A 13,001-nucleotide genomic window follows, 5' to 3' on the forward strand; every position below is an offset into this window, starting at 1 on the left:
ACTCTGCCGACAGGATGTCGGCAACCGGGCCGCCGTGGGGCGAGGTGGATCGCGTACCCCTCGGCCCCCGGCCCATTCAGCCTCGGCTCAGTTCGAACCAGACCACCTTTCCGGTGCTCAGACGTGTGGCGCCCCACCGTCTGGCCAGTTTGTTGACCAGATACAGGCCACGCCCGCCCTCGTCCGTGGCGCGCGCCTGCCGCAGCCTGGGCAGCTGCGGCACGTCGTCGCCCACCTCGCAGCGCAGTACGTCCGTGCGCAGCAGACGGAGGGTGACCGGGCGTGACGCATAGCGCACGGCGTTGGTGACGACCTCGCTGACCAGCAGCTCCACGGAGTCGCTCATGTCCTCCATGCCCCAGCGGGACAGCGCCCGGCGGGCCAGGCGCCGGGCCCGGCCGGGGGCCGCGTCCTCCGGCTCCAGGTGCCAGTACGCCACATCGCTCGGCGCGATCCCGTCGAAGCGGGCGGCGAGCAGCGCGATGTCGTCGTCCCGGTCGCCCGGACCGAGCATGTCCAGGACCTCGTCGCAGAGCGCTTCCAGCGGCGGCGGATGGTCCGGGCCGGTGAGCTGCGCGGTGGCGGCGAGCTTCTCGCGCAGCTGCTCTATGCCGGTCCACACGTCCCTCAGGCGCGACTCGACCAGGCCGTCCGTGTACAGCAGGAGCGTCGCCCCGGCGGGCGCGTCCAGCTCGACCGCCTCGAAATCCACTCCTCCTACGCCGATGGGGGCGCCCGGCGGCACCCGCAGCACCTCGGCCCGGCCGCCCAGGTGCAGCAGCACCGGCGGCGGATGGCCCGCGTTGGCGATGGTGATCCGGTGCGCGACCGGGTCGTAGACGGCGTACAGACAGGTCGCCATGCGGTCGGTGCCCAGGCGCTGGGCCTGCTCGTCCAGGTGGTGCAGCACCTCCTGCGGGGGCAGGTCGAGCCCGGCGAGGGTCTGCGCGGTGGTGCGCAGCTGGCCCATGATCGCGGCCGAGGTCATCGAGTGGCCCATGACGTCACCGACGACGAGGGCGACGCGGCTGCCCGGCAGCGGGATCGCGTCGTACCAGTCGCCGCCGACCCGCGCGGTCTCCGCGGCCGGCAGATAGCGCGAGGCCAGCCGCACTCCGGTGGGGCGCGGCAGTGTCTCGGGCAGCATGGTGCGCTGCAGCTCGTCGGCGATGTACGCCTCGCGGCCGTACAGCACCGCTTTGTCGATGCCGAGCGCGCTGTGCGTGGCGAGCTGGGCCGCGACCAGCAGATCGTCGGTCTCGAACGCCATCCGCTCGGGGCGGCGCACGAACAGCGCCGCGCCGATCACCCGGCGCCGCCCGCGCAGCGGGGCGAGGATCGCGCGCTGGCCGGTGGGCACGATCAGCTCGTCGCCGAGCAGCTCGGGCAGCGCGGCCCGGGCGGCGGGCGCGTCCGCGAAGACCGGGCGCACGCCGCGCAGCACCTCGGCGAGGGCGCCGCCGGGGCGCACCTCGCACAGCTCGGCCGTCATCGCCGAAAGCTCGTTCGGCTCGGGCCGCAGCGCGGGCATGAAGCCGTTCTCGGTGTCCCGCTCCTCGGGGATCCGGTCGGTGCGCCGCAGCCGCAGCACGAGGGGCCCGGTGGGCCGCTCGTCGCCGACCGGCAGCGGGTCGCGCAGATAGACGAGGATCGCGTCCGAGAAGGTCGGCACGGTGGCCCGGCACAGCCCCATGACGATCTCGTCCAGGTCGATGCCGCGGGCGATCCGCCGGGTCGCCGCGCCCACGAAGCGCAGCCGGTCCCCGTCACGCCGCATCGGCATCGGGCCCGCGTGCGGCAGACCCTGCCCGGTACGCCGGTCCGTGCCCGTGGAGTTCCCGGACGGCCGGTCCCCATCCACGCCCGGCTGGGCCGGGATGCCCTCGGGAGCCGGGCGCGGGCGGTGCGCGTCGGGCTCGCTGGCCGAGGGCTGGGAGTGCTCGGGCCCGGGGGAGGCGGGCGGCGGCGTGGACGCGCCGGTGCCCGAGGGCGACGGCGTGTCGGTGCTCGCCGACGCCTGCGTGGCGGACGATCCGTGCTGGCCGCAGGGCGTGCTCGGAGCGGAACCGGTGGAGGCGTCGCCGGTGCGGGCGGGTTGTGCGGGTAATGCGCCGGGCGCGCGCAACGGCTCCGGGGTATGGAGGAGCGCCCCGCGGGGGTCCGCGGGGGTGGAGGGCCGGCCGGCGCCGCTCTGGCGGCGCTCGTGCGAGGTGGGGTGCTCCGTCACGCGTGTCGAATCCATCCGTCCGGGGCTGCGCGCCGTGCGTGCAGTTCGTCCCGCAGCCCCGATACCCGGAATGTGTGTCCCGGGAACGGAATCTGCGCGTCGTCAGGACGGGGCCTGCCCGTCGCCGACGTGAACGCCGTCGTCGGGCCGAACGCCCTGTGCGGCCCGGTGGGCCGTCCGCCGACCGTACCGCCGTGGCCCTCGTACCCCTCGCTCACGTCCTGCCGCCCCTCGGTGACGTATGGTCAAGCTCAGCGCATGCTGCGGGAGTTGCTGCTGTGCGCCCTTGCGGAGGACGATCCTACGGTTGTACCACGGGGGCGCATCAAGGGTCTCATGAGGACACGTGCGCGGGCGTACGGTCCCAGTCATCCGGCAGGGAAGGAACCGGCCAGGCGGGATCCGGGCGCCATTGCTGCCAGCCGTCCGAGAACGGCGCGCCCCAGGCACGGATCACCTCCACCGCGCAGTGCCCTGCCTTTCTTACCTGTGCGGCCAGTTGAGTATCCATCAATCCGGCCCGTTGCGCCTGTGTGAACTCGTCTTCGTCGAGCCAGTTCCAACTGCGGTCCGGGTGCACGGAGATGTCCAGGAAGTGATCCTCGGAGTCGACCCCGCCCTCCCAACGGGCGAGCGGCGCCTCCAGGTTCACGTACCAGTTCTTGAACCGCCAGCCCGGTTCCCAGAACAGCCACACCGACCAGGGCTCGCCGGGCCGTGCCAGCTTCAGCACTCCGTTGCCGAACCAGCGGCCCCGCTGCACCGTTCGCGCCTTGGTGTAGCGGGACTCCAGCGGTTCTCCGTGCACCGGCGTACCGTCGGCGAGCACGGGCTTCACACACTCCGTGCCGGGCGCCATCCACACCGCGAGCAGTTCCTCGTCGTCCCGTACGACGGTCACGGGGCGGCAGATGTGGAACTGCTCACCGGCGTTCTCCCGGTACCGCCACAGAATGTGACTCCCGGGGGCCCAGTACACCGTCGACCCGCCCGCCGCCACTCGCCTCACCGCTCCACCCTCTGCCATGACCAGATATTAGGTGCCACAGGCATACGACGCTGCGGTGCGCGTCACGGTTCGCGCCATGGAGCGAATGACGTAACGACGGCGTCATCCAATGGCTTCCAAGGTCATCCGGGAGGTGAACGCCGTTTACGGTTGCGTCATCCTCAGGACATCGAGCGCCTCGTCCAGCTGTTCCAGGGTGAGGTCACCGCGCTCCACGTACCCGGACTCCAGGACGACCTGGCGGATCGTCCTGCGTTCCGCCAGTGCCTTCTTGGCCACCTTGGCGGCCTCCTCGTAGCCGATGTACTTGTTGAGCGGTGTCACGACCGACGGCGAGGACTCGGCGTACTCGCGGGCCCGTTCGCGGTGGGCGACGATCCCGTCGACGGTGCGGTCGGCGAGCAGGCGCGAGACGTTGGTGAGGAGCCGGACGGACTCCAGGACGTTCTTCGCGATGACCGGAAGCATGACGTTCAGCTCGAAGTTGCCGGCGGCCCCGGCGACGGCGACCGTCGCGTCGTTGCCCATCACCTGGGCCGCGACCATCAGCACAGCCTCGGGAATGACCGGATTCACCTTGCCGGGCATGATCGAGGAACCGGGCTGGAGGTCGGGCAGGCTGATCTCGGCGAGCCCGGTGCGCGGACCGGACGCCATCCACCGCAGATCGTTGGCGATCTTCGTCAGCCCGACCGCGATGGTCCGCAGCTGCCCGCTCGTCTCGACGATCCCGTCCCGCGCGCCCTGCGCCTCGAAGTGGTCACGGGCCTCGGTGAGCGGCAGCCCGGTGGCCCGCGCCACCTCCGCGATGACGGCCGCGGAGAACCCGGGCGGTGTGTTGATCCCGGTGCCCACGGCGGTCCCGCCCAGCGGCAGTTCGGCGAGCCGGGGCAGCGAGGCCCGGAGGCGCTCGACGCCGTACCGCACCTGCGCCGCGTACCCCCCGAACTCCTGCCCGAGCGTCACCGGCGTGGCGTCCATGAGATGCGTACGTCCCGACTTCACGACGTCCGCGAACTCCTCGGCCTTCCGCTCCAGGGCGGCGGCGAGGTGTTCCAGGGCCGGAACGAGATCCCGCGTCACGGCGGCGGTGGCCGCGATGTGGATCGAGGACGGGAACACGTCGTTCGACGACTGCGAGGCGTTCACATGGTCATTGGGGTGTACGTCCCTGCCGAGCCGCTCGGTCGCGAGCGTGGCGATGACCTCGTTGGTGTTCATGTTGGAGGACGTTCCGGAACCCGTCTGGAAGACGTCCACCGGGAAGTGCGCGTCCCAGCGCCCCTCGGCGACCTCGCCCGCCGCCTCCTGGACGGCCTCGGCCACGTCCTTGTCGACCACCCCCAGCCGCGCGTTGACCTTGGCGGCCGCGCCCTTGATCAGCGCGAGCGCCTCGATGTGCGCGCGCTCCAGACGCTGACCCGAGACGGGGAAGTTCTCCACGGCCCGCTGGGTCTGGGCCCGCCACTTCGCGTCCGCGGGCACCCTGACCTCACCCATGGAGTCGTGCTCGATCCGGTACGGGGCTGCCTGTTCGTCGGCCATCGACGATCACCTCCAGTGGGGACAGCATCGCGGACGTGCCCCGTGTTCCCGGCAAGGCGGCTCCCGTTTCTCCCGGGGAGTCAGCTCCGTGAGCCGCCGAGCGGTCCGGTGCACGCCGACGTCCCGCCGACCTTGGCGCAGGCCTCCGCCCCGCGCGGGCTCGACGCGGCCAGCATCGGGCTGCTGTAGCCGTCCAAGGGGTCGCCCCGGTAGGCCGCGGACAGCTCGTCCTGGTCGGATCTGATCGAGATCTCCCGCGCCCCGCCGGTCCTGGTGCGGACCTCCGACCAGACCGTCGCGCACGAGGGGGAGAAGCGCAGCAGCACGACCTGCCCGGCGCGTGTGACGGTGCTCTCCGTACGCGCGTCACGGCCGCAGGCCTCGGAGGTCGGGAACTGCCCCTGGCAGTCGCGGCCCCGGCAGGAGGCGCTCGTGGGGGCCGCGGGCTGGTCGGGGTCGAGGACGTCGGCGGCGCCCGCGGTGACCACCACCGTGGCCGCCATCGCCGCAAGGGCGATGACGGCCCGGTTGGACCCCCGGACGCGCCGGCCCCGAACCGGCGCGTCCGGAACCGCGGCCTGTGGGACCGGGGCCCCCAGGGGCGGGGTCGCCGCCCTTGACTGGGCCCGGGACGCGGCGTCCCACAGGGAGAGAAGAGGACCCGGGTCGGTGTCCGCCAGACGGCCGAGCGACTCGACCGCCGAGCGCGGCGGAAACTGATCGCCGCGCAGATAGCGGTGCCAGGTCGACTTGCTGAACGGGGTGACGGAGGCCAGCGCGGCCAGACTCAGGCCCGTCCGCTGCTTGAGGCACCGGAGCCGCTCCATCAGCAGCTGCTCCTCGTCGATGTCCTCCGTGCCGATGTGCCCCGTGTCGATATGGTCTGTTTTTGTACGTGCTGCGTTGCTGTGTTCTGTCTCGTCCAACGAGTCGGGCAGCGGCTGTCTCTTGACCCTCACGTGGCTCTTCCTCTCGCTCCCTCGCCCTGCCGGGGTGACCGCCCTGATGTGTTCCCTCGCGCGGTGCCCGGGCACACCCCGATCGCCCGAATGCGAACCGAATATGAAGGGGAGTTGACCTGCTGTTTCGTCAGGGGAGTGGGGTCGTCGGCTGATCGACTTGTCCTACCGGGCCGGCGGGGCGGACCTCGCCCCGCCGGCCGGCGCCGGACCTCAGGAGGCGAGCGGCGGGGCGGTCGTCAGCACCAGCGGACGGCGCGGCTGTTGCGGACGTAGTGGGCGGAGACGTAGCCCCGGCCGTGGGCGAGCTTGTACCAGCGCGAGTTGCCCATGACGGAGGAACCGTTCTTCTTGCAGACGAGAGTCACCGCGCGGCCGGGCCGACGCGAGCCGACGACCCGGTAGCCGGTACCCGGACCGGACCGGACGCGCAGACGCGTGTGGCGGGTGGTCACCCGACCCAGGACGTGCCGGGCGTGGTGGTGCGTGTGGGTGATCACGTAGTGCTTGTGGTGGTGCCTCGGGGCCAGTGACAGGGCGTGCGAGGCGCGCTGGAGGCCGGGGATCGAGGACTGGGGGGACGCCGGGAACCAGCTCGACGACGCGACCGGCGAGGACGCGGCGCCCCGGGCGGGAACGTGTGGAGCGGCCGGGGCGGCGGAGGCGACGGCTGTCACCGGGAAGACGGCGACAGCCGCGATCGCGGCCACCAGGCCGTTGCGCAAGGTGCGACCAATCATGGGATTTCCCTCCGAGATGACCTGCGGAACACAGGCTGTGATCCGGTCATCACGGAGGGTTTCCGGCAAAGCTCGCAAAAATGCTGTCCCACTCGTTCCTGGGACGAAGTGGGACAGCATCGGGGCGTGGCGGGACACGTCCAGGCAGCGAACAGCCACCTCTGGCGTCCCGGGACGCTACGCCAGCCCAGGCCCCCGCACCGGGATCGACGTGAACGTCGGGGCGGGCGCCGGGTCATTGAAGAAGTCGTTGCCCTTGTCGTCGACGACGATGAACGCCGGGAAGTCCTCGACCTCGATCTTCCAGACGGCCTCCATGCCGAGCTCCTCGTACTCGACGACCTCGACCTTCTTGATGCAGTCCTGGGCGAGCCGCGCGGCGGGGCCGCCGATGGAGCCGAGGTAGAAGCCGCCGTGCGCGTCGCACGCGCCTGTGACCTGCGCGGAACGGTTGCCCTTCGCGAGCATCACCTTGGAGCCGCCCGCGGCCTGGAACTGCTCCACATAGGAGTCCATGCGGCCGGCGGTGGTGGGCCCGAACGAACCCGACGCGTAACCCTCGGGGGTCTTGGCCGGACCGGCGTAGTACACCGGGTGGTCCTTCAGGTACTGCGGCATCTCCTCGCCCGCGTCCAGCCGCTCCTTGATCTTGGCGTGCGCGATGTCGCGCGCCACGACGAGCGGGCCGGAGAGCGAGAGCCGGGTCTTGACCGGGTACTTCGTCAGCTCGGCGAGGATGTCGTCCATCGGCTGGTTCAGGTCGATCCGCACGACGTCGTCCCCGGCGGAGTCCAGGTGCTCGTCCGTGGTCTCCGGCAGGAAGCGCGCGGGGTCGGTCTCCAACTGCTCCAGGAACACGCCCTCGGCGGTGATCTTCGCGACGGCCTGACGGTCGGCGGAGCAGGACACCGCGATCGCGACGGGGCAGGACGCGCCGTGCCGCGGCAGACGCACCACGCGCACGTCGTGACAGAAGTACTTGCCGCCGAACTGCGCGCCGATGCCGATCTTCTGGGTCAGCTCGAAGACCTTCTGCTCCAGGTCCTTGTCCCGGAAGCCGTGCCCGAGCTCCGAGCCCTCGGCCGGGATCTCGTCCAGGTAGTGCGCGGAGGCGTACTTCGCGGTCTTCAGGGCGTACTCGGCGCTCGTACCGCCGACCACGATCGCCAGGTGGTACGGCGGGCAGGCGGCCGTGCCCAGCGAACGGATCTTCTCCTCCAGGAACTTCATCATGGAGGCCTCGTTCAGAACGGCCTTCGTCTCCTGGTACAGGAAGCTCTTGTTGGCCGAACCGCCGCCCTTGGCCATGAACAGGAACTTGTAGGCGCCGCCGTCGGTCGCGTACAGCTCGATCTGCGCCGGAAGGTTGGACCCGGTGTTCTTCTCCTCCCACATGGTGAGCGGAGCCATCTGCGAGTAGCGCAGGTTCAGCTTGGTGTACGCGTCGTAGATGCCGTGCGAGAGGGCCTCCTCGTCGCCGCCCTCGGTGAGCACGTTCTGCCCGCGCTTGCCCATGACGATCGCGGTGCCGGTGTCCTGGCACATGGGCAGCACGCCGGCGGCCGCGATGTTCGCGTTCTTCAGCAGGTCCAGGGCGACGAACTTGTCGTTGCCGGACGCCTCGGGGTCGTCGATGATGCGCCGCAGCTGCGCCAGGTGCGCGGGCCGCAGATAGTGCTGGATGTCGTGGATGGCCTCCGCGGCGAGCTTGCGCAGCGCCTCCGGCTCGACCTTGAGGAACGTGCGCCCGTCGGCCTTGAAGGTGGAGACACCCTCGGAGGTCACCAGCCGGTAGGGGGTGGTGTCCTCTCCCTGGGGGAGCAGATCGGTGTACGCGAACTCAGGCACTAGCCCATTCCTCACTCGGCAGACAGCGGCATGCCTCCATTGGCAGCGTCCACCAGCGTAGAACCTGGCGCGGACGGTGAGTCTGTGAGGTAAGGCTCAGTTGGTGTGAAGGGCCGGTTTTCCACAGGTCGCGAGAAGGGGTAGTCGCGATCTATCGCGTTTGGGTACGCTGCTGCCGTGGACCTTCAGAAGCGCACCGAAACCCGGGCCCCCGACGCCGAACTCCGGGCCTCCGACGCCGACCGTGACCGGATCGCCGACATTCTGCGCGATGCCCTCGCCGAGGGGCGCCTCACCGCCGACGAGCATGCCGAGCGGGTCGAGGGGGTGCTGGCCACGAAGACGGTGGGAGAGCTCGACCGGTTCGTCCAGGACCTGCCCGCCGCGCGCGCGGGCCGCGCGACCCCCGCGTACACGTCCGTGCCCAACCGCCCCCAGCCGGGCGGTATCCCGGCCGAGGCCGACGAGAACGTGGTGGCGGTGTTCAGCGCCGCCGTGCGCAAGGGCCGCTGGCGCGCCGGGCGCCGCATCCACGCCTACGCCGTCTTCGGCTCCGTCGACATCGACCTCAGCGAGGCGATCTTCGAGTACCAGCAGGTCGTGATCAAGGCGATATCGGTCTTCGGCAACGTCGAGATCAAGGTCCCGGAGAACGTCTCGCTGCGCGGCAGCGGCGGCGGAGTCCTCGGCAACTTCGAGACGCACACCACGGACGCGGGCGACCCCGACGCCCCCGTGGTCTACGTCGAAGGCTTCGCGGTGCTGGGGAACATCGAGGCGCGGCCCAAGCGCGGCAAGCTCGTCGCCGACATCCTCGACCGCACGATGGACCGGGTGGACAGGACTCTGCGCAAACACCTCGACCGTTGACGCCTGTGAACGCGACGGCGCGCGGGGCGCATTGGTCCACTCACCCGCGCCCCGTTTTGAACGACCGGCTCCGCTCTTGGGAACTCAGTGCATAGGCGCGCGCACAGCGGGTAGGGCTTGCTGCATCGCCTCTTGGAGGGCGCTGTGGGACTTCCCGCGGTGCCCGGCACGCCCGCGAAGCCGTCGTCAGGAGTAGACCGTGCTGCAACCGCCGCATCAGTCCCTGCAGGTAGCTGCCGTTCCGGCCCAGCGGGCGCCAGTGCGGGACAGGGATCAGGAAGCCCCATGGCACACGGAGGCGGTGTGCCGCAGGGACGAGGCCGGCCTGTTCTTCGCGCCCTCCAAGGAGCCCACGGCCGCCCGGCTGTCCCGCGAGGAGGCGGCGAAGCGCGTCTGCGCCCGCTGTCCCGTCATGGTCGAGTGCCGCGAACACGCGCTGCTGCAACCCGAGCCGTACGGAGTGTGGGGCGGCCTCACCGCCGCCGAGCGCCGCGTGGTGCTCGCCCGGCGCCGCCGCCGCGACCTGGAACTCAAGAAGGCCGCCCGCGGCACGATAGCCGCGGCCGGCTGATCGTACGTACGCCAAAGGGGCCGCCCTCCGCACAGGGCCGGCCCCTTTGCCGTACGTACTTCTTTTTGCCGTACGTACTTCTTTACGCGCCTCGTAAGGCAAGCGCCCGCGTAAGGGGCGCGGGGCTCTGACATTTGCGGCTCCGCCGCGTGGGCACGACCGGCCACGATGCACCCGCAGTGGCCCACGAACCCGCAGTTCCCCGGCGCTTCCAGCGGAGCGCCCCCGCGGAGCTACTTCGCTCGGTCGAAGTCGATCGCGCTGTACGCCCGCAGCTTGCTCAGCCGATGCTCCGACCGAATCTGGCGGACCGTACCCGACTTGGACCGCATCACGATCGACTCGGTGGTCGCGGTCTCCGCCCGGTACCGCACCCCGCGCAGCAGCTCCCCGTCAGTGATCCCGGTGGCGACGAAGAACACGTTCTCGCCGGAGACCAGGTCGTCGGTGAACAGCACACGGTCGAGGTCGTGCCCGGCGTCCACAGCGCGCTGGCGCTCCGCGTCGTCCTTGGGCCACAGCTTGCCCTGGATGGTGCCGCCCAGGCACTTCACTGCGCAGGCGGAGATGATGCCCTCGGGCGTACCGCCGATGCCGAGGAGCAGGTCGATGCCCGTGCCCTCGCGCAGCGCGAGGATCGAGCCCGCGACGTCGCCGTCGGAGATCAGTTTGATCCGGGCGCCGGTCTCGCGGATCTCCTTGATGATCCCCTCGTGGCGCGGTCGGTCGAGGATCACGACGGTGACGTCCTCGGGCGAGGACTTCTTGGCCTTGGCGACCCGGCGGATGTTCACCGAGACGGGCGCGTTGATGTCGACGAAGTCGGCGGCCTCCGGCCCGGTGACCAGCTTGTCCATGTAGAAGACCGCGGACGGGTCGAACATGGTGCCGCGGTCGGCGGCGGCCAGCACCGCGATCGCGTTCTCCATGCCCTTGGCGGTGAGCGTGGTCCCGTCGATGGGGTCGACGGCGATGTCGCACTCGGGACCGGTCCCGTCGCCCACGCGCTCCCCGTTGAAGAGCATCGGGGCCTCGTCCTTCTCGCCTTCACCGATGACGACGACGCCGTTCATCGAGACGGTGGAGACGAGGGTCCGCATGGCCCGGACTGCGGCGCCGTCGGCGCCGATCTTGTCGCCGCGGCCTACCCAGCGGCCCGCGGCCATCGCGGCGGCCTCGGTGACCCGGACCAGTTCCAGGGCGAGATTTCGGTCGGGGGCCTCGGAAGGGACCTCGAGTTCGGACGGCAGCTGATGATTCTCGGTCATCGAGACGCACCTTTCTGATACGACGACGGCCGGATGAGGGTGTGCCCCCGACTCTATCGTCAGGCTGACAAAATGAGCAGGGGGCCCCACGGATGAGCAGGCCAGGGCACCTGCGACGATAGGGGCGTGGCAGGTACGAAAGGCAAGCAGAGCGTCCGGGACATGCTTCTCTCCCTGGGTCTGATCGGGCTCATGGCGGGCGTGATCTACATCTTCATCCCGCACGACGACTCCGCGCCTCCTCTCAAGCGCGTCGACTACCGCGTCGAGCTGCTCACGGCGCGCCGCGCGGCGTCGTATCCCGTGGCGGCACCCGTGGGTCTGCCGACGGCGTGGAAGGCGACCTCGGTGCGGTACGACGGCACCGAGTTCGATGCCTGGCACCTGGGCTTCCACGACCCCGACGGTCAGTACGTGGCGGTCGAGCAGTCGACTCAGCCCGCGGCCGTCTTCGTCGACTCGGCCAGCCAGGGCGCCAAGGAGACGAAGGCCACCCAGCGGATCGGTGACGCGACGTGGCAGCGGTACGAGGGCGACAAGTACGACGCCCTCGTGCTCAAGGCCAAGGGGGCGACCACCGTGGTGACCGGGACGGCGTCGTTCGGGCAGCTGACGAAGATGGCGGAGGCGCTGAAGACGTCGTGACTGTATGACGTCGTGACGTCGTGACGTCGTGGCGTCGTGGCGTCGTGGCGTCGTGGCGTCGTGGCGTCGTGGCGTCGTGGCGTCGTGATGCGTCTGCGTAATGCATCCACGTGAGACGTGAGAAGGGCCCCCGGCGCCATTGACGGGGGCCCTTCTCGTGCGCGTACGCGCCGGGGCGTACGCGGGAGCTCAGACGGTCGTGATGACCTGGTCGAACTCCAGGCGCGGGGAGCGCGGGAACCAGGCGTCCTCGCCCGGGTTGCCGATGTTGACGACCATCAGCGGGGTGTGGTCGTCGTCCAGGAACTCCTTCTGGACGCCGGCGAAGTCGAGACCGGTCATCGGGCCGGCGGCGAGGCCGGCGGCACGGACGCCGATGATGAAGTACGCGGCCTGCAGGGCGGCGTTCAGCGCGGCGGCACCCTCACGGGCCGGGCGCTCGGCGAAGAAGACGTCCTTGGCCTGCGGGAAGTGCGGGAACAGGGCGGGGAGCTCCTCGTGGAACTCGTTGTCCGCGGAGAGGATCGCGACCAGCGGCGCGGTGGCGGTCTTGGGCTGGTTGCCCTCGGCCATGTGCTGCACCAGGCGCTCGCGGGCCTCGGCGGAGCGGACCAGGGTGATGCGCAGCGGCGACTGGTTGAAGGCGGTCGGGCCGTACTTGACCAGGTCGTAGATCGCCTGCACCTGCTCGTCGGTCACCTGCTCGTCGGTGAACGTGTTGGCGGTACGGGCCTCGCGGAACAGCAGGTCCTGGGCGGCGGGGTCAAGAACGAGAGACATTCAGAAACCTTCTCGGGATGTGCGGTGGATCCGGGGGGATCGGCTGGCGATGCCGACAGTACGCGGAGGAGGTTTAAGGTTCAACCAAAACCGGGGTGAGGTGATCCGCTTCACAGGCAGTGAGAGGGAACGAGGTCGCTTCCGGGAGCCAGGGTTCCGGGGGAACGACGAGGCCGCCGTCACCGAGCGGGACGGCGGCCGGGTGTCACTGGGGATGCCGCCGGGTGTCACCGGCTGCGGAAAGCCGGGTGTCACCAGTTGCGGAAGGGGGCGAGCGTCGTCACGTCACTCGGAGTCGCGGCCCCCGTCTCCGTCCCCGCCCTCCGACTCCTCCTCGGCCAGCGCCGCGTCCAGGCGGGCCCGTGCGCCCTCCAGCCAGCGGCGGCAGACCTTCGCCAGCTCCTCGCCCCGCTCCCAGAGCGCCAGGGACTCCTCTAGCGTCGTGCCGCCCGCCTCCAGTCGGCGTACGACCTCGATCAGCTCGTCCCGCGCCTGCTCGTACCCGAGCGCCTCGTCCACCTTGCTGGTCATGCGCCCAC

At 70.6% G+C, this 13,001-nt stretch carries 12 protein-coding genes; 3 read left to right on the plus strand and 9 right to left on the minus strand.

What is annotated here, in order from left to right:
- Window positions 1–76: 76 nt before the first annotated feature.
- From ACFVWD_RS21495 to ACFVWD_RS21520, 6 genes are all read right to left on the minus strand, one after another.
- On the minus strand, window positions 77–2,242 hold the full coding sequence (locus ACFVWD_RS21495; protein ID WP_389598088.1) for a SpoIIE family protein phosphatase: 2,166 nt from the start codon (window positions 2,240–2,242) through the stop codon (window positions 77–79).
- Between the two features lie 319 nt (window positions 2,243–2,561).
- On the minus strand, window positions 2,562–3,254 hold the full coding sequence (locus ACFVWD_RS21500) for a DUF402 domain-containing protein (protein ID WP_389598090.1): 693 nt from the start codon (window positions 3,252–3,254) through the stop codon (window positions 2,562–2,564).
- Between the two features lie 126 nt (window positions 3,255–3,380).
- Window positions 3,381–4,781 (minus strand): class II fumarate hydratase, encoded by a 1,401-nt coding sequence (locus ACFVWD_RS21505; RefSeq protein WP_389598092.1) that lies wholly within the window; start codon window positions 4,779–4,781, stop codon window positions 3,381–3,383.
- Window positions 4,782–4,861: 80 nt separating this feature from the next.
- Window positions 4,862–5,740 carry a DUF2690 domain-containing protein gene (locus ACFVWD_RS21510; RefSeq protein ID WP_389598094.1) on the minus strand — a complete coding sequence of 293 codons (879 nt, stop codon included), beginning with the start codon at window positions 5,738–5,740 and terminating at the stop codon, window positions 4,862–4,864.
- Between the two features lie 239 nt (window positions 5,741–5,979).
- Complete coding sequence (locus ACFVWD_RS21515) at window positions 5,980–6,480, minus strand: SH3 domain-containing protein (RefSeq protein WP_389598095.1); 501 nt, start codon at window positions 6,478–6,480, stop codon at window positions 5,980–5,982.
- A 177-nt stretch (window positions 6,481–6,657) separates the two neighbouring features.
- Window positions 6,658–8,328, minus strand: a complete 1,671-nt coding sequence (locus ACFVWD_RS21520) for a fumarate hydratase (RefSeq protein WP_389598097.1) — start codon at window positions 8,326–8,328, stop codon at window positions 6,658–6,660.
- Between the two features lie 177 nt (window positions 8,329–8,505).
- Between ACFVWD_RS21520 and ACFVWD_RS21525 the strand changes: the two genes are divergently transcribed.
- Together ACFVWD_RS21525 and ACFVWD_RS21530 are read left to right on the plus strand one after the other, a co-directional pair.
- On the plus strand, window positions 8,506–9,198 hold the full coding sequence (locus ACFVWD_RS21525; protein WP_389598099.1) for a DUF1707 domain-containing protein: 693 nt from the start codon (window positions 8,506–8,508) through the stop codon (window positions 9,196–9,198).
- 199 nt (window positions 9,199–9,397) lie between these two features.
- Window positions 9,398–9,769, plus strand: a complete 372-nt coding sequence (locus tag ACFVWD_RS21530) for a WhiB family transcriptional regulator (RefSeq protein ID WP_075028724.1) — start codon at window positions 9,398–9,400, stop codon at window positions 9,767–9,769.
- A gap of 233 nt (window positions 9,770–10,002) precedes the next feature.
- Here the strand turns inward: ACFVWD_RS21530 and glpX are convergent, their stop codons facing one another.
- Window positions 10,003–11,037: a class II fructose-bisphosphatase gene (gene glpX, locus ACFVWD_RS21535; RefSeq protein WP_389598101.1), complete on the minus strand. Its 1,035-nt coding sequence runs from the start codon at window positions 11,035–11,037 to the stop codon at window positions 10,003–10,005.
- A gap of 126 nt (window positions 11,038–11,163) precedes the next feature.
- Here glpX and ACFVWD_RS21540 point away from each other — a divergent pair, with 126 nt between their 5' ends.
- Window positions 11,164–11,682: a DUF4245 domain-containing protein gene (locus ACFVWD_RS21540; protein ID WP_389598102.1), complete on the plus strand. Its 519-nt coding sequence runs from the start codon at window positions 11,164–11,166 to the stop codon at window positions 11,680–11,682.
- A 189-nt stretch (window positions 11,683–11,871) separates the two neighbouring features.
- Here the strand turns inward: ACFVWD_RS21540 and ACFVWD_RS21545 are convergent, their stop codons facing one another.
- Both ACFVWD_RS21545 and ACFVWD_RS21550 read right to left on the minus strand, forming a co-directional pair.
- Window positions 11,872–12,462 (minus strand): malonic semialdehyde reductase, encoded by a 591-nt coding sequence (locus ACFVWD_RS21545; RefSeq protein ID WP_389598104.1) that lies wholly within the window; start codon window positions 12,460–12,462, stop codon window positions 11,872–11,874.
- A 285-nt stretch (window positions 12,463–12,747) separates the two neighbouring features.
- Complete coding sequence (locus tag ACFVWD_RS21550) at window positions 12,748–12,993, minus strand: exodeoxyribonuclease VII small subunit (RefSeq protein WP_168510861.1); 246 nt, start codon at window positions 12,991–12,993, stop codon at window positions 12,748–12,750.
- Window positions 12,994–13,001 lie beyond the last annotated feature (8 nt).

Origin of the sequence: Streptomyces sp. NPDC058086, assembly GCF_042885015.1 — a bacterium.
Classification (GTDB): domain Bacteria; phylum Actinomycetota; class Actinomycetes; order Streptomycetales; family Streptomycetaceae; genus Streptomyces.

What these genes read in the sequence shown, in the direction of transcription:
- ACFVWD_RS21495 (WP_389598088.1), bottom strand. Translation starts at nt 2,242, where the DNA reads ATGGATTCGACACGCGTGACGGAGCACCCCACCTCGCACGAGCGCCGC.
- ACFVWD_RS21550 (WP_168510861.1), bottom strand. Translation starts at nt 12,993, where the DNA reads ATGACCAGCAAGGTGGACGAGGCGCTCGGGTACGAGCAGGCGCGGGAC.
- ACFVWD_RS21515 (WP_389598095.1), bottom strand. Translation starts at nt 6,480, where the DNA reads ATGATTGGTCGCACCTTGCGCAACGGCCTGGTGGCCGCGATCGCGGCT.
- ACFVWD_RS21545 (WP_389598104.1), bottom strand. Translation starts at nt 12,462, where the DNA reads ATGTCTCTCGTTCTTGACCCCGCCGCCCAGGACCTGCTGTTCCGCGAG.
- ACFVWD_RS21505 (WP_389598092.1), bottom strand. Translation starts at nt 4,781, where the DNA reads ATGGCCGACGAACAGGCAGCCCCGTACCGGATCGAGCACGACTCCATG.
- ACFVWD_RS21500 (WP_389598090.1), bottom strand. Translation starts at nt 3,254, where the DNA reads ATGGCAGAGGGTGGAGCGGTGAGGCGAGTGGCGGCGGGCGGGTCGACG.
- glpX (WP_389598101.1), bottom strand. Translation starts at nt 11,037, where the DNA reads ATGACCGAGAATCATCAGCTGCCGTCCGAACTCGAGGTCCCTTCCGAG.